Raw genomic sequence first — 15,029 nt, 5'->3', positions numbered from 1 at the left:
TCAAGCCTCGCCCTGCGTATCAATCAACGCACTTTCCAACGCTTCTTGCGGGTTTTTGTCACCCCAAAGGATAAACTGGAAAACAGGATAAAAACGGTCACATTCTTCAATCGCGGCTTCAACCGCCATCTGCGCCTGATCAATGCTGAGAAGCCCATCATTGCCCAACATCAAGCCGTGCCGATATAACAACACCGACGTGTTCGACCAGATGTCGAAATGGCCAAGCCAGAGCTGTTCATTGATGAGCGCCAGTGCCTCATGCATCGCTGCCAGCTTGTCCGCATTGATACGAATGTCCGGCAGTGCCAGCAGTTGCAACACATTGTCTTCATGACGCCAGATCGCACGAAGCTGATAAGTTGCCCAACTGCCCTTAACCTCAGTGACGATTTCCTCGTCACTTACCATTTCGCTAGGCCAGCCACGCGCTTCAAAAAACGCAGCAAGCATATCCACCGGTGCGGCTTCGTCGCTTTCCATTCCGGTTATCTGCTCGCTCATGAATCCAATTCCGGGCCCGGGGGTGACTGGCGAATCTGCGTTCACGGGCCTTGGAAATGACCATGACTTTACCGCCATGGCAGCGCAATCGGCGTGTCCAAAATGCATGTGGAGAGTTTACCTTCCCTGTGGGAAAGTTGTGGACAACAGCCACTTCAGCGGCTTTCAGGCTATCCGCCCTTCTTATCCGTACCCGATGATTTTCCAGTCGTCTTGCGTGTCGCGCGTTTTGCCGTGGGCTTTTTCGCCAGCGCCGCCTCAAGTGTTTCCACACGCTTTTTCAGCGTTTCGGTTTCTTCGCGCGCCTTGGCCGCCATGTCTTTCACCGCATCAAATTCTTCGCGCGATACAAAGTCCATACCGGCAATCCATTCACGCATGTTTTCGCGCGCACTTTCACCGGCTTCACGGCCCATGCCCGCCATCGTACCTGCTGCGCCGTTGATGAATTTGGCAAAATCGGCAAATATCTTGTTTTCGCTCTGCATAATGTTCGTCCTGCTTGAATAGCTTTTCGTTGTTCTGGCTCCACCTGTTATTTGGGGATGCAAGCCCCAAAAACAAGGCTATATGGCGTCAAATTGGCACAGATTGCGCCGTACCCGACCCTTCAAGGGTTTCAGCATCAGGGTTGAGCTCGTCAAACTGTTTGTTCAGGATCGCCGCAAAGCATAGCCAGGCAAGATAGGGCACCATCAACCATGCTGCGAGCGGACGAATACGGCCGAATACGATTGTGGTCGCTGTCGCCAGCAGGAATATCAGTAGGATCAGGTAAAAAGCATATGTAACCTGATGCAGTGCAAAAAATAACGGTGACCAGGCCAGATTGAGCGCCAGCTGTACCACAAACAGTGCAACGGCGAGACCACGCTGCGCTGCGCCACGCGCACAGACCACCAGCGTCAATGCAAGTCCCATCATGAAATAGAGGATCGTCCACGCCACTCCAAAGGCCCAACCCGGCGGTTGCGCTTCAGGCTTTTGCAACATCTGGAACCAGATATTCTCTTCACCCGATCCCGACGCCTGGCCAGACATAAAGCCAAGCAGCATGATCAGCGGGATTATGAACAGCGCCCAACGCAAAAATGTCATTCGAAGCTGGGTACGCGATGCGAGTTCAGTCATGCAAAATCCTGTAAGTAGACGCGGAAAATGCGTCCTTATCGGCTTTGTCGCAAGATGAAAAGGGTTCAGCCTTTAATCGCACCGATCAGGAATTCGATATTGCCGCTCGGCCCAGTAATCGGACTCTTCTCAATGCCCTGTACATCCCATCCCGTGCTTTCAAACCAGTTCTTCACATCACGACAGACGCGCTCATGCAGGCCAGCATCACGCACCACACCGCCCTCGCCCACTTCATGGCGTTCCACCTCGAACTGCGGTTTTATCAGTGCCACGGCCCAACCGCCTTTGCGTACAAAACCCAGTGGTACAGGCAAGACGTCGGACAGGGTGATGAAGCTGGCATCGCATACGAGTATGTCAATCTCCCGGTCGATATGCGCATCGGTAAGGATCCTTGCACTTGTCTGCTCATGTACAGCCACACGGCTATCTTGCCGCAATTTCCAGGCAAGCTGATTGGTACCGCTATCCACCGCAAACACATGGTTCGCGCCACGTGACAGCAGCACATCAGTAAAGCCACCTGTGGAACTGCCCACATCAATCGCGGTAAACCCTTTTACATCAAGTGCAAAATGTTTGAGCGCATGGTCAAGTTTCAGCCCGCCGCGCGATACCCATGGATGCTCCTTGCCGCGCAATTCTATGACGGCGTCAACGGGCAGTTGATGCCCCGCGGTGGTAATTTTCTGTTCCTTGCAGAAAACCAGTCCTGCCATAATGGCAGCCTGCCCCTGTGCGGCACTCTCCACGAAACCACGCGCCAACAATAGCTGGTCAGCCCGAATTTTTTTCGGTTTTTTGGAGTGCATACTCATTGCCTTACAACCTAGCGGGCCCAAATCGCGTTTTCCACCGGCTATTTGCAACCTTGTGATTTTTCACCTTGAGCCGCAGCAGCAGGGTAACTACACATCGGTTATGAAGAAAATACTCCCCCTGATAAGCATATTTGCCATTTCCGCCTGTGTCGCTCCATCGACGCCGCCACCTCCGCCCACGCAGCAACAGGCTCCGCAGCAAGTAACTGTCACACCAGCGCCTGCCCCGCAACCCCGCCCTGCCGGAGACTGGCGCGACTGGCCGATAACACCGGGGGACTGGGTCTATAGACAGGATACACGCGGATCGATTGCGCTGTTTGGGGAGGCCGGGCAAAGTGCAAACTTCATGGTGCGCTGTGATCGCGCGCAAAAGAAAATATTCCTTTCACGCACGGGAACAACGCAGCGGCAAGCGCGTATGCTGGTCCGCACAACGGCAACGGACAGGAACCTGCCTGCCAGTAATGCCGGCGGAACACCGCCCTATATTGCCGCAGAAGTGGCGGTATATGACGATATACTGGACAAGATCGCATTCAGCCGTGGCCGTTTTACTGTTGAAGTGTCCAGCACATCCGCCCTTGCCATTCCGATCTGGCCCGAGTTCACACGGGTTGTGGAAGACTGCCGCAAATAACGGCATACCGTCATTTGGCAGTGCCAACTGGCCTGCCTTAAAAGGGGGAGTATGCATTGTTATGCGGAAGGGCTGGTATAGAAAACACCAGAACCCCCATAATTGCCCGAAAAAAAATAAATTACAAGCCTTGTCGTGATTCGCGAATTGATTCACAACTGAAAACGCAACAACCGGAGAATGCTCATGGTTACAGCGTCATATTTCAACATAGCGAGAGGAGGTGGTCCGATGTCTCATGGTTCAGCACAGGGGTCGGTCAAGTCCGTTTGGGGTAACGTCCGCTAAAACAAGCGATAACTGGTCTGCTTATTTAGCGTTTGGATTACTCCAACTGGCGGCACTTCCGTCCGCTGACCATGTAAGGGACCGCCGGTTTTCTCCGGCGGTCCTTTTCGTTTTGGATCTGGCTTTTCAATACGGTCAAATCATGCGACATTCCCTATCTGGTTCCAAGGAGCACCCAGATATGCCTGTTCGCCTATTCAACCTGAAATCCATATTTTTACCCGGTTTCGCACTCATCGCCTTGTCTTCGTACATCGCGCCAGAAGCTGTAGCACAGAATGCAAATACCGCATCTGAAACAATGCCCGATATCGCAGAGGTCCCGATATCGGAGCAGGCTACATGGCTGAAAAATGGAAAAACCACTAGTGAACAGCTGGTCAAAGCCTATCTCGAACGGATTGATAGACTGGACCGTAAGGGCCCTGCGCTCAATGCCGTGATCGCTGTTATGCCCGATGCATTAGAACAGGCACGGCAGCGTGATGCCGAACAGGCAACTGGCCGGGCCCGCGGTCCGCTGCATGGCATTCCGGTCATGGTGAAAGACAATATCGAAGTGGCGGGGCCGGTCCCCACAACTGCTGGTTCGACAGCGTTGCTGGAGAATATCACCAATCGCGACGCACCGATGATCGCGCGGCTCAAGGCGGCAGGCGCTATCATTCTAGGCAAAACCAACCTGTCACAATGGGCCAATATCCGCTCCAGCAATTCGACCAGCGGGTGGAGCAGCGTGGGCGGACTGGTGCGCAACCCCTATGCACTCGATCGCAATAGCTGTGGCTCTTCTTCCGGTAGCGGAGCGGCTGCAGCGGCCAGCCTTGCGGCAGGAACGATTGGCACCGAAACCGATGGATCGATCACCTGCCCCGCCGCCATCAATGGCCTGGTCGGTTTTAAGCCCACTGTCGGCCTTGTTTCGCGCACATATATTGTGCCTATTAGCCACAGCCAGGACACAGCCGGTCCAATGACCCGTACGGTGCGTGACACAGCGCTCATGCTCACGGCCATGGCAGGCAGCGATCCAATGGACAAGGCCACGCAGGATGCCGGACAATATGCCGTCAATTTTACAAAAGGCCTGTCAGCCACTTACCTGAAAAATGTACATATCGGCGTGATGCGTGACCGAATTGGCAGCAATGCAGCAATACAGGCTGTTTTCAATTCTGCACTGAAACAGCTTGAAAAAGCCGGTGCCATATTGGTGGATATTCAGGATACACGCGCCGGGCTTGATGAAGTCGGGGAAGCGGAATTCGCCGTCCTCATGACGGAGCTCAGGGCAGATATGAATACCTACCTTGCCTCAACGCCTCCTGCCGTCAAAACACGCACATTGGCTGACCTCATTGCCTTTAATAAAGAGAATGCAGGTACTGAACTGCGGTGGTTTGGACAGGATCTTTTCGAGCTGGCCGAAAGCCAGGCTGGACTGGATGATAATGACTATAAAGCCGCACGCACCAAAGCCAGAACGCTTGCAGGCCCCAAAGGTATTGACCGCCTGTTGAGAGCCAATAATGTCCGTTTCCTGGTCGGCCCCACAAATGGCCCTGCATGGGTCAGCGATATCGTCAATGGTGACAATTTTGGAGGCCCCAGTCAAAGCCAGCTGCCTGCTGTGGCTGGCTATCCGCATATCACAGTGCCAATGGGCGATATTGAGGGGTTGCCACTAGGTCTCAGTATCATTGGCACAAAATGGGCCGATCACGATGTCATCAGAGCTGGCTATGCTTTTGAACAGGCATCACAGGCGCGCAAACCGCCCATGTATCGCCAAACAGTGAAAATCGACTGATTACCCTTTGGTGATATCAGCAATAATTGCTCGGTCAGCTTCGGGGAGCAAGCCTTCAAGCACACGCCAGAAACCGGTAACGGCCTCTTGGCCCGCATGCTGATAAGCCGCAGACATTTTCTGCCTCAGCGCATCGAACAGCTCGGCCTCAAATGCAGCGCCGGTTTTTGTGAGACGCAACATTTTCTGCCGCCGGTCATTACGGCCCGGCCTGCTTTCAGTAAATCCGCGCGCATCCAGATCCTTCAGCACACGTCCAAGCGACTGTTTGGTGATTGCCAGTCTTTGCAGGAGCTGGGTAACCGTGAGGTCAGGGCTGCGCGCGATAAAATAGAGTGCCCTTTGATGAGCCCGGCCAAGCCCTTCTATCTTTAACCGTGCATCCGCTGCGCGCATCAGCCGCATATATCCGAAATGCACAAGCTCAATCCCACGCCGCACCTCATCTTCGCGTAGATAAAGCGGAGATGCCGGCGCGGATTGAAGAAGCTCCTGCCGCGTCCTGGATGTGGAAGAAAAAGGTGATTGGTCAACCATTGACCTGTCTTGCCAGCATGGCTAATCCAGCGCAAGTATAACGGACAGCTCGCTGGCCAAGGCGCTTGAAGCGTCAAGGCCATGCTAGGTTCAGCCCCCGTGAGGAAAATATGACTGCCCCGCAAGCACCTGAATTTAATATTCACCCAAACCCCGATCCCGCCTCCGATGATGCGCGTGCAAAACTGCTTGCCGACCCTGGGTTCGGGACTGTTTTCACCGATCATATGGCGGTGGTCAATTATACTGAGGGTAAGGGCTGGCATAATGCCCGGATTGAGGCGCGTGCACCCATCCAGATGGACCCGGCTTCATCCGTGCTACATTATGCGCAGGAAATTTTCGAAGGCATGAAAGCCTATAAACAGGAAGATGGCAGCACTGCCCTTTTTCGGCCAGAAGCCAATGCACAGAGGTTTCAGGCATCGGCGCAGCGCATGGCCATGCCCGAGCTTCCCGAAGAAATATTTCTCGAATCGATCCGCAGGATTGTCGAAACGGACCGCAGCTGGATACCGCCCGGCGAAGGCGGCGCTCTTTATCTGCGCCCCTTCATGTTCGCAAGCGAGGTATTCCTGGGTGTGCGCCCTGCAAAAGAATATCTCTATATGGTGATTGCCTCATCCGTGGGTTCCTATTTCAAAGGCGGCGCCAAGGCCGTCACCATCTGGGCATCGCAGGATTATAGCCGCGCCGCACCCGGCGGTACAGGTGCGGCCAAATGCGGTGGCAATTATGCCGCTAGCCTGCCTGCACAGGCACAGGCCATCGCCAATGGATGCGACCAGGTCGTGTTCCTCGATGCAGCCAATCGCAAATGGGTCGAAGAACTGGGCGGCATGAACCTGTTCTTTGTCATGGACGGCGGACGCATCATTACGCCGCCACTTACAGGTACGATCCTGCCCGGCATCACGCGCGATTCCATTATCGCCCTTGCCCGTGGCGAAGGGTATGATGTGCACGAGGAGCCTTACAGCTTTGATCAGTGGCGCGATGATGCGGAAAGCGGAGAATTGCTTGAGACATTTGCCTGCGGCACTGCAGCTGTTGTCACCGGCGTTGGCACGGTGAAGTCTACCGATGGAGAATTCACTATTGGCAGTGGCAGCACCGGACAGGTTACGCAAAAAATGCGCAGCCGCCTGGTAGATATCCAGCGCGGACGCGCTCCGGACCCGCATGGATGGGTGCAGAAGCTGTTTTGAACAAACTTCACCCCCGGTTTGCGCCATTTTTGTTTGCGTTTTTCCTTTCCGGCATCATGTCATGCATTATTTCGTCCATATCGACCTATGTCACGATGGGGATCACACCAGATTTTTTTGACAGCCTGCTAACGGGATGGCTGACATCATGGACTATCGCTTTTCCGGCGGTCCTGTTTGTCGCCCCTTTCGTGCGCTGGATTGTCCGCAAACTGGTACGTGAGGCGCAATGAAGGGACCTCCACATTCCCATGCAAAAAATCTGACACAATCACTTGCCCCACACATATAAGTCCGTTAATAGCCGCCTCTGTTGCTGGGGTGTGGCCAAGTGGTAAGGCACCGCTTTTTGGTAGCGGCATTCGCAGGTTCGATCCCTGCCACCCCAGCCAACAATTTTTCTTAACTAAGCAGAGCGCATATAGAAAAACATTGCCCCGCACCTGATCCGGGGTCTCTCTCAATTCAGCGTTCTGCCAAATCCAGAAACTGCGATCACATTGTCCGGTATAGCTGACGGGCCTATGGCAAAGACTCTCCACGCCTTGCCACCAGTACTTTATACCAGTCCTCGCGTGTCCATGTGACCTGATAGGCCGTGCCTGCATCGCGGATCCGCTCCACATTTTGTGACCCAATAATAGGTATTGGCCGCGCTGGATGCGCCATAATCCAGCTATAGGCTGCGGCTGCAATCGATACACCCTGCGCATCTGCCACCTGCCTCAGCGCTTCCACGGCAGCATTTCCGCGTTCGCTGTCGGGGCTTGAAATGCGTCCGCCGCCCAAAGGTGACCATGCCATAACGGTTAACTGATGCTGCATTGCCTGGTCAAGCTGACCATCCTCAATAGGCTTCAGATGGAAAGGTGAAAATTCCGGCTGTGTCGATGCCAATGGTGCGTTCAGATATATGCGCAGCGCATCAATTTGCACTGGAGTGAAATTGGATACACCCACGGCACGAACTTTCCCGCTGGCCACGGCTTTGTCGAGAGTGGCCGCCAGATCCGCCGGATGAGTTAAAATATCAGGCCGGTGTACCTGCCATAAATCAATACGGTCAGTGCGCAGGCGGCGCAGCGAATCATCAATAGCTTTTTCCAGATACCTGGATGAACTGTCATAGGGCACAGGCGGCATTATGCCGCCCTTGCTCGCCAGTACGATCTGGTCACGAAGTTCGGGCTTTTGCGAGAATACCGCACCCAGTAACTCTTCCGCAGCACCAAAGCGCGGCCCATCCAGTCCATAAATATCGGCTGTATCGAAAAACTTGATGCCGGTTTCCAGCGCGGTTTCAACCAGCTCATGTGCTCCTGCAAGTGACTGTCCGGCAAAGCGCCACATGCCCCATGCCATGGAACTGACCATGATATTGCTACCGTTAAGTGCACGCATGCTATTGCTGATTTTCAAGATATTATTCTCACATATAGTTTCGATGCTTTCCAATTTGATGGAAAGGGGAAAGATAGCAAGGTCAAATTTACCGGAAGGCCATTAGACGCTACGTCACCCTGTTCGTTGCTTCAGATATAGGTTTGTAAACACTTGTAACAACGACAACGAATCGCTGGCTAAGCAGGAACAATAGCCCCTAATATATATTTCAAATTCCTGTATCCATTTTGAATAACAGGAGTCGCAAAGTTTTAAGGAAGAGTTTGATGAGAATAGCCATCGTCGATGACGAACCCGATATCCTACAATATGTAGAAAATATCGTGAAGAAATTGGACTATGTACCGGTTCCATTTAATGATGGTGACCGTTTTACCACGGCCATGCTGCGCGATACTTTTGACCTTGTCATGCTTGACTGGAACCTGCCTGGCAAAGATGGGCTGGAGATACTGGAATGGATGCAGACCGGGGTTGACGATAGGCCGCCCGTCATCATGATGACCAGCCGCACCGCAAAAAAAGATATTGCGGACGCCCTGAATGCGGGCGCAGATGATTATGTTACAAAGCCGGAAGATGAAGGTGTAATCGAGGCGCGCATCAATGCCATGCTGCGCAGGTCATCGGGCGGTGGTGCGATGGAAAAAACTGCACAATATGGTGATTATACTCTCGATCGCATGGGGCAAAGTGTAAACCTGCACGGTGAAGACATTGCACTGACTGCAAAAGAGTTCGATCTGATCGACCTGCTTTTTCGTAACCGGGACCGCACATTATCACGTGCTTATATCATGGAAACAATCTGGCGTACCAATGCCGATCTTGCCACACGTACACTTGACATGCATGTTTCACGCCTGCGTTCAAAACTAAAACTTAAGCCGGAAAACGGGTTTCGCATTTCAACGGTCTTTGGCTATGGGTATCGTCTCGAAACACTGGAAAAATTAAAAGGCTGATATAGTCACGAGGAACATAATGCATAAATCCCTGTCGAATCTGACCTTTGCTTGGCTACTCCTGACTGCCCTTGTCCTGCCACAAGCCGCATCTGCCAAGGAGGCTGCAAGTGACACGGAAATTATCTATGTGTTCAAGCAAAATGATACAGTCAGCGCGCTTGCCAAACGGTATTTCCAGGCATCCAAATCCTATAACGATATTATCGATCACAACGGGATCAGAAATGATCGCGCAATCCCGGTCGGTTTCAAGCTGAAAATCCCCCATGACTATCTGAAATATACACGCAGCAGCGGAACTGTCCGTGCATTCCGCGGGGATGTCGCAATTGCGGCAAAAAACAAACCCACACGTAATGTAAGTGTCGGCATGTCCATCACTGAAGGCGATATACTCGCCACCAACAAGGCATCTTCGCTGTCATTGGCCTTTGCTGATGGATCAATTGTTACCATGCCTTCCAACAGCGTGATACGAGTAACGCGGCTACGCAAGATTCTCCTTACGGAATCAATTGACTATGAATTTGCATTGGATCGCGGTGGAATCCGGTCGAAGGTAACACCATTCAGAAACAGGCAAGACCGTTACCGCACCCGTACGCCCATATCTGTATCTGCAGTACGCGGCACAGATTTTCGTAATCGCTATGATCCCGAAACCGGCAGTTCTTTTGCCGAACTGGTTGAAGGCGCTTTGGACGTGACGGGTTCTGACACTACCGGAGCTCTTACACTGGAACCGGGCTTTGGGGCTGCCATAGGCGCACAAAGCCTTGCCAAATTGCAAATGCTCCCCGCACCCGAGCTTGCGTCCGGTACAGGGCTTCAGAAGCGTGAATTTGTGACTTTCAAACTGAGAGATAACGATACGGCGCAAGCTTACCGCGTACAGCTTTCACGCGATGCGGGCTTTATTGAGATTGTGGACGATATGCAGGTAAGTGACAATAAAATAGCCATAGCGAATGTAGATAACGGGAATTATTTTGCAAAATTCACTGCCTATGGCCAAAACGGCCTAGAAGGCCTGCCGACGACCATTGCATTCAAACGCCGTCTAAACACCGTAAAGGCCAGCGCGGATATTAGCGAAGCAGGGTATAGCTTCCGGTGGCAAGGCACCGGTAAAGGCAGGCGGGTCTATCAATTCCAGCTTTACCGGGTAGGAAATGAGCAGGCATTGGGCAATTTTACCCCAACAGGTGCCGCTATGATTGAACAGTCAGGGTTCGAAACGGACGGACTTACTTTGTCTGACTTACCGGAAGGCCGTTATTTCTGGCGCGTTGGTACACAGCTTTTCATTGATAGTGAAATGGATGAAAGCTGGACCGATTTTAAAGAATTCACAGTTGGATAAGCTGATTTGCAATGATGCCTACCCGCTGATAAGGCCATGGCCACATGAAACTGCGCACACGGCTATGGATTGAATGGGGCGTCATTGCGGCGCTGGCAACGATTCTAGTCACAACAATTTCACTTTTCCACGGCGTGGAGAGGCTCGACAGCCTATTATATGATTCAGCAAGCCGCCTTCACAAACCTGCCAAACCAGAAAATATTGTCATAGTCGGCATTGATGAGCCCAGCCTTGCCAGTTTCGGCAAATGGCCATGGCCGCGTACACGGCACTTAGACACATTCAGTGCTTTGGAAAAAGCCCAGCCAAAAGCCATTGCCTTTGACATATTGCTTACCGAAAAAGGAGATGCGGCAAATGATTCCGCATTGGCCGATGCGATCGCGAGCAATGGCAATGTTTTCCTGCCCCTGCAATATATCACCCCAGGCAGCAATGGCCGTGAATATGACGAGTTGTTACCAATCGACATGTTTACGCACGCCGCAAAAGATATAGGCCATGTCAACCTTCGCCCCGATAGCGATGGTATTTTACGCCGTATAGAACCTTGTTTCCGCATGCAGGAAGGTGAGCCTTCGCGGTGGCACCTGATGGAACGTGTTTATATACACGGCGCTGGCGAAAAGTCTGTTGCGGCAAAAGCAGAAGATTGCACGCAGCCCTTCATGCTGCCTTTTCAACCACGTGCCAACTTTACCTATATCAGTTATGAGAGTCTGGCCGAGGGGCAGATTCCAGCTGCTTTTCTGGAAGATAAATATGTCCTGATCGGTGCAACCGCGGCGGGTATGGGAGACCAGTACAGCGTTGCTGGAAATCGCGGGCAATTGGCAGGTGTGACCATCATGGCCAATTATCTCAATACAATGATGAAGGGTGGTTTTATCAAGCCTGTGGGTAATATCATGCATATTATCCTCTCGCTCCTGCCCAGCTGGATACTGCTTATAGGGCTCTGGCGCTGGAAACCACGCACAACGTTAACGGTTGCGATTGGATTAATCGCCATTTTGCTCGCTGCAACCGTCACAGGACTATTCTTCTCAATCTGGTTTGCTCCAGGTGCAGCGCTTGCCGGGTTGGCTTTTATCTATCCGACATGGGGCTGGCGCCGCCTGCAAGCGACAAGTGATTATATGGAAAGTGAACTCGACCAGATGGACGCGGCACTTCCCCCTCTTCCTCTGCCGGATTCAGGGTTCACACCTGTTGATATAGTCACCGAACAGGCAGAGAAAATGAAGCACGCCATTTCACAGATGCGCGACCTACGCCGGTTTGTGTCCGATACGCTCACGCACCTGCCGGATCCCATGTTGGTGGCAGATTTGAAAAATGACATCCTACTTTCCAATAACGCGGCCAACGCCATTTTGGGTCATAGCGTAGAGGGGCAGAATCTCAAGGAATTGCTTCTCGGCTATGTGAATGAAAATGATTGGGAATACGTTGCAGAGTATCTAAACACCGCCATACGGGCCGAATTTATCCAGGGCGACACACAGGTTGGCTATACGGAGTTTACCGCACGCAATGGCAATAGCTATGCCCTTCGCTGCGCCGCTGTAAAATCCGGTGAAGGCTATATCCGCGGGCATGTCATCTATATGGCAGATATTACAGCTATGGCGAACGCACAGGCGGAGCGTGAAGAAGTGCTGCAACTGCTTTCACATGACATGCGTGCACCGCAGGCTGCGATATTGGCACTGCTGGAAAAACTGCCTGCGAAAACTGATCTGGGTGATATTGACGACCGAATTGCCTCACAGGCAAACCGTACGCTCAACCTAGCGGATAACTTTGTTGATGTCGCGCGCATGAAAACGCAGGAGTTCGATCCTGAAGACATATTACTGTCTGACCTGATGCACGAGGCAGCCGATGGTTTATGGCCACTCGCATCTGCACGCGATATCGAATTCATTTTTGACGATCGCAGTGAAGACGCTTTTGTTTCGGGTGAACGCAACAGTCTGTTTCGGGCAGTTACCAACCTGTTTGACAATGCAATCAAATATAGTCCTGATCATGGCAAAATTACCGTAACGTTGCGCCTCAGGCAGCTTGGCAAGGAACATTATGTCAGCGCGGCTATTGTCGATGAAGGCGGCGGCATTGCCGAAAACCTCCTACCCGAACTGTTTGGCAAATTTTCAAGTCAGCGAGGTAATGTGCGTGCACGTGTTAAAGGTATAGGACTTGGCCTTTTCCATGTTGAAAATGTTATTGCGCGACATGGTGGAGAAATAAGCGCGAGTAACGCCCGTGATGGCGGTGCCACGTTCAAGCTGATCCTGCCTGTTGCACAGGAGCCAGACGGACTCTAGCGTTTTTCGATGGCAGATTCTGCCCGCCGCCCAAAATTGCGCAGCGCGGCGTTGGTCAGGAACGGAAGTGTATCGTCAATGCTAGCCTTGCAGTGATATTCAGATGCCGTTCCCGAAAACATGTTGCGGCCATCGGAAATACGGAAGATCTTTACATCCAACCGGTGGTGTATGGCACTACAATTGCCCAAAACTCCCTTTTCCTCAGGACGTCTTGCAATAATCGTCTTACCAGTGCCCTCACCTGAATTTTCATATACCTCCAGGTCAGACGGTAGCGAAGATACGCCCACGGACACCACATATTGTGCATGAGTGGACTCTGTCCAGTTTTTGAGGTGGAGTGAATCTGCAACAAGGTTTTTTGCCTTGATATGCAGAGGACTCACATTGCCGGGCGGGCTTGCAAAAATATATTGCCCTGTTTCAGCCAGAGGTGCCACGCCGCCTGACCGGATATATGTTTCAACGATCGGGGCACAGCCCGGCAAAATCAGCATGAAGGCCATGGCAGACAGAACGCCAATATCTTTGTGACCAGTTCTAGTCATCCTCATAGTCCAGCTCGGCTGCACGCAGAACCAATATCAATCCTGCAGAAAGTCCGCGTATAAAATCATCACGAGCAACATTCAAATACTCATCCACCGCATGTGCACGCCCGCCGCCTGCACCCGTGCCAATCGTAATGGCAGGAATTCCGGCACTCATCGCCACGTTGGAATCTGTCGATGAAGCACGCAATTCAGGTTCAAAACCATAAGATTCAAGAGTTGCAACGGCTGTTTTTACTAATGGGTGCTCTACTCTGGTCATACCAGCGGGCCGGTCACCAATGCGTAACTTTTCAACGGAAATTTTTCCGTATTGTGTGCTACGTGCGAAATTTTCTGCTTCCACAGCCTGATCGACAATTGTCAAAAAACGGTCTTCCAGCCGTTTCAGCTGATCGGGTGCCGGTGAACGCATATCAACTTCCAGCGAAATACTGTCAGGAATTGTGTTAACCGAACGTCCTCCTGAAACGACACTCGCCGAATATGTTGTCTTTGGGTCTGCTGGAACATGCACATCATAAAGCCTGCGCACTGCATCCGCCATGGCGGCCATGGGGTTCACAATGCCGTAAGCGCCGTAGCTATGGCCACCGGGCCCCTTAAACGTAACGCGGTAGCGCTTGGACCCCACTGCACGGTGTACAATGCGTGCAGGTTTGCTGCCATCAACAGAAATAAATGCGCCGATGCGGCCGCGATATTGTCCCTCAGTAAAGATATGCCGCACGCCGCGCAGGTCACCCACGCCCTCTTCACCAACAGTTGCGACAAAAAGAATATCATTCTCATGGGCTATGCCTGCTGTGTTCATTGCGCGCACCCATGCCAACAGTGCAGTCAGGCCGAGGCTGTCATCACCAATGCCAGGCGCTCTTAATATGTCGCCATCGCGTGTAACCTTGATTTCAGTTCCCTCAGGGAAAACCGTGTCAAGATGCGCAGACACAACCAGCAACTTTGTACCTTCCGGCGCTGAACCGCGACGAATGGCAAGAATGTTGCCTTCCTTATCCCGGGTCACATCTTTCAGCCCCAGCCGTGCGAATTCTGCCATCATCCATTCTCCGCGCGCCTGTTCCTTAAACGGAGGTGCCGGAATTTCGGTGATGGTAACAAGCTGGTTTATAACCCTGTCATAATCCTTTGCCAGTGCGCTGGTCGATGCCTGTTCAGCTGCACTGTCTGCATGGGCCTGTACTGGCAGGGCCAAATGCAAAGCCGCGGCAAGGTATAGGAACGGTTTTGCAAAATTGTGAAAGGTCATGGAATGATTATATGCCCCGCACATTTGTTTATTGCAAACTATGCTTAACGCATCCGTCTCACTTTTGTGTCAGGACGTAGTAAATGACATAGAACCAGGAGAAGAAACCGTGGATAATTGCCCATAAAATACTCTTATGGGCTACATAGCTTATGACAATGGCGAGTGCACTGCCAAAGGACAGACCCGTTTTCA

15 protein-coding genes and 1 tRNA gene are annotated in these 15,029 nt (G+C 52.2%); 8 read left to right on the top strand and 8 right to left on the bottom strand.

Annotated elements, in window-relative coordinates:
- From G6Q15_RS08505 to G6Q15_RS08490, 4 genes are all read right to left on the bottom strand, one after another.
- Entirely contained in the window at positions 1 to 504 is a 504-nt protein-coding gene (locus tag G6Q15_RS08505; RefSeq protein WP_164117746.1) for a YbjN domain-containing protein, read from the bottom strand.
- 170 nt (positions 505 to 674) lie between these two features.
- Positions 675 to 992: an accessory factor UbiK family protein gene (locus G6Q15_RS08500; protein WP_164117744.1), complete on the bottom strand. Its 318-nt coding sequence runs from the start codon at positions 990 to 992 to the stop codon at positions 675 to 677.
- Between the two features lie 88 nt (positions 993 to 1,080).
- Complete coding sequence (locus G6Q15_RS08495; RefSeq protein ID WP_164117741.1) at positions 1,081 to 1,635, bottom strand: TspO/MBR family protein; 555 nt, start codon at positions 1,633 to 1,635, stop codon at positions 1,081 to 1,083.
- A gap of 65 nt (positions 1,636 to 1,700) precedes the next feature.
- Positions 1,701 to 2,450, bottom strand: a complete 750-nt coding sequence (locus G6Q15_RS08490; RefSeq protein WP_164117739.1) for a TlyA family RNA methyltransferase — start codon at positions 2,448 to 2,450, stop codon at positions 1,701 to 1,703.
- Between the two features lie 109 nt (positions 2,451 to 2,559).
- Here G6Q15_RS08490 and G6Q15_RS08485 point away from each other — a divergent pair, with 109 nt between their 5' ends.
- Both G6Q15_RS08485 and G6Q15_RS08480 read left to right on the top strand, forming a co-directional pair.
- The gene (locus G6Q15_RS08485) at positions 2,560 to 3,099 is read left to right on the top strand and encodes a hypothetical protein (protein WP_164117736.1); all 540 of its coding nucleotides are present in this window, start codon (positions 2,560 to 2,562) and stop codon (positions 3,097 to 3,099) included.
- A gap of 469 nt (positions 3,100 to 3,568) precedes the next feature.
- Positions 3,569 to 5,197 (top strand): amidase, encoded by a 1,629-nt coding sequence (locus G6Q15_RS08480; protein ID WP_164117734.1) that lies wholly within the window; start codon positions 3,569 to 3,571, stop codon positions 5,195 to 5,197.
- On the opposite strand, the gene G6Q15_RS08475 is transcribed toward G6Q15_RS08480, so the two are convergent.
- Entirely contained in the window at positions 5,198 to 5,734 is a 537-nt protein-coding gene (locus tag G6Q15_RS08475) for a MarR family transcriptional regulator (protein WP_164117732.1), read from the bottom strand. It abuts the gene before it with no gap.
- 110 nt (positions 5,735 to 5,844) lie between these two features.
- On the opposite strand from G6Q15_RS08475, the gene G6Q15_RS08470 reads away from it, so the two are divergent.
- From G6Q15_RS08470 to G6Q15_RS08460, 3 genes are all read left to right on the top strand, one after another.
- Entirely contained in the window at positions 5,845 to 6,942 is a 1,098-nt protein-coding gene (locus G6Q15_RS08470; RefSeq protein WP_164117729.1) for a branched-chain amino acid aminotransferase, read from the top strand.
- Positions 6,921 to 7,175 (top strand): DUF2798 domain-containing protein, encoded by a 255-nt coding sequence (locus G6Q15_RS08465; protein ID WP_164117727.1) that lies wholly within the window; start codon positions 6,921 to 6,923, stop codon positions 7,173 to 7,175. The genes G6Q15_RS08470 and G6Q15_RS08465 overlap by 22 nt, the downstream gene beginning before the upstream one ends.
- Positions 7,176 to 7,259: 84 nt before the next feature.
- Positions 7,260 to 7,334: transfer RNA gene (locus G6Q15_RS08460), tRNA-Gln, on the top strand.
- Between the two features lie 130 nt (positions 7,335 to 7,464).
- Here G6Q15_RS08460 and G6Q15_RS08455 read toward each other — a convergent pair.
- The gene (locus G6Q15_RS08455; RefSeq protein WP_240330820.1) at positions 7,465 to 8,343 is read right to left on the bottom strand and encodes an aldo/keto reductase; all 879 of its coding nucleotides are present in this window, start codon (positions 8,341 to 8,343) and stop codon (positions 7,465 to 7,467) included.
- A 269-nt stretch (positions 8,344 to 8,612) separates the two neighbouring features.
- Between G6Q15_RS08455 and G6Q15_RS08450 the strand changes: the two genes are divergently transcribed.
- The 3 genes from G6Q15_RS08450 to G6Q15_RS08440 are packed head-to-tail and all read left to right on the top strand — an operon-like array spanning position 8,613 to position 13,013.
- Positions 8,613 to 9,311, top strand: coding sequence for a response regulator transcription factor (locus G6Q15_RS08450; RefSeq protein WP_164117725.1), 699 nt, complete (start codon positions 8,613 to 8,615; stop codon positions 9,309 to 9,311).
- Positions 9,312 to 9,330: 19 nt separating this feature from the next.
- On the top strand, positions 9,331 to 10,677 hold the full coding sequence (locus G6Q15_RS08445; protein WP_164117722.1) for a FecR domain-containing protein: 1,347 nt from the start codon (positions 9,331 to 9,333) through the stop codon (positions 10,675 to 10,677).
- Between the two features lie 44 nt (positions 10,678 to 10,721).
- Positions 10,722 to 13,013: a CHASE2 domain-containing protein gene (locus G6Q15_RS08440; RefSeq protein WP_164117720.1), complete on the top strand. Its 2,292-nt coding sequence runs from the start codon at positions 10,722 to 10,724 to the stop codon at positions 13,011 to 13,013.
- Here G6Q15_RS08440 and G6Q15_RS08435 read toward each other — a convergent pair.
- Together G6Q15_RS08435 and G6Q15_RS08430 are read right to left on the bottom strand one after the other, a co-directional pair.
- Positions 13,010 to 13,564 carry a hypothetical protein gene (locus tag G6Q15_RS08435; protein ID WP_164117719.1) on the bottom strand — a complete coding sequence of 185 codons (555 nt, stop codon included), beginning with the start codon at positions 13,562 to 13,564 and terminating at the stop codon, positions 13,010 to 13,012. The genes G6Q15_RS08440 and G6Q15_RS08435 overlap by 4 nt on opposite strands.
- A complete protein-coding gene (locus G6Q15_RS08430) occupies positions 13,557 to 14,834 on the bottom strand; it encodes a M20/M25/M40 family metallo-hydrolase (protein ID WP_164117717.1) in 1,278 nt (425 codons plus the stop codon). Before G6Q15_RS08430 ends, G6Q15_RS08435 begins: the two co-directional genes overlap by 8 nt.
- Positions 14,835 to 15,029 lie beyond the last annotated feature (195 nt).

Origin of the sequence: Sphingorhabdus sp. Alg239-R122 (assembly GCF_900537065.1) — a bacterium.
Lineage (GTDB): Bacteria > Pseudomonadota > Alphaproteobacteria > Sphingomonadales > Sphingomonadaceae > Alg239-R122.
This window is presented reverse-complemented; position numbering and strand designations above follow the sequence as displayed.

Coding starts and splice junctions, on each gene's coding strand:
- G6Q15_RS08505 (WP_164117746.1), bottom strand. CDS start 504: ATGAGCGAGCAGATAACCGGAATGGAAAGCGACGAAGCCGCACCGGTG.
- G6Q15_RS08500 (WP_164117744.1), bottom strand. CDS start 992: ATGCAGAGCGAAAACAAGATATTTGCCGATTTTGCCAAATTCATCAAC.
- G6Q15_RS08495 (WP_164117741.1), bottom strand. CDS start 1,635: ATGACTGAACTCGCATCGCGTACCCAGCTTCGAATGACATTTTTGCGT.
- G6Q15_RS08490 (WP_164117739.1), bottom strand. CDS start 2,450: ATGCACTCCAAAAAACCGAAAAAAATTCGGGCTGACCAGCTATTGTTG.
- G6Q15_RS08485 (WP_164117736.1), top strand. CDS start 2,560: ATGAAGAAAATACTCCCCCTGATAAGCATATTTGCCATTTCCGCCTGT.
- G6Q15_RS08480 (WP_164117734.1), top strand. CDS start 3,569: ATGCCTGTTCGCCTATTCAACCTGAAATCCATATTTTTACCCGGTTTC.
- G6Q15_RS08475 (WP_164117732.1), bottom strand. CDS start 5,734: ATGGTTGACCAATCACCTTTTTCTTCCACATCCAGGACGCGGCAGGAG.
- G6Q15_RS08470 (WP_164117729.1), top strand. CDS start 5,845: ATGACTGCCCCGCAAGCACCTGAATTTAATATTCACCCAAACCCCGAT.
- G6Q15_RS08465 (WP_164117727.1), top strand. CDS start 6,921: ATGGGTGCAGAAGCTGTTTTGAACAAACTTCACCCCCGGTTTGCGCCA.
- G6Q15_RS08455 (WP_240330820.1), bottom strand. CDS start 8,343: ATGCGTGCACTTAACGGTAGCAATATCATGGTCAGTTCCATGGCATGG.
- G6Q15_RS08450 (WP_164117725.1), top strand. CDS start 8,613: ATGAGAATAGCCATCGTCGATGACGAACCCGATATCCTACAATATGTA.
- G6Q15_RS08445 (WP_164117722.1), top strand. CDS start 9,331: ATGCATAAATCCCTGTCGAATCTGACCTTTGCTTGGCTACTCCTGACT.
- G6Q15_RS08440 (WP_164117720.1), top strand. CDS start 10,722: ATGAAACTGCGCACACGGCTATGGATTGAATGGGGCGTCATTGCGGCG.
- G6Q15_RS08435 (WP_164117719.1), bottom strand. CDS start 13,564: ATGACTAGAACTGGTCACAAAGATATTGGCGTTCTGTCTGCCATGGCC.
- G6Q15_RS08430 (WP_164117717.1), bottom strand. CDS start 14,834: ATGACCTTTCACAATTTTGCAAAACCGTTCCTATACCTTGCCGCGGCT.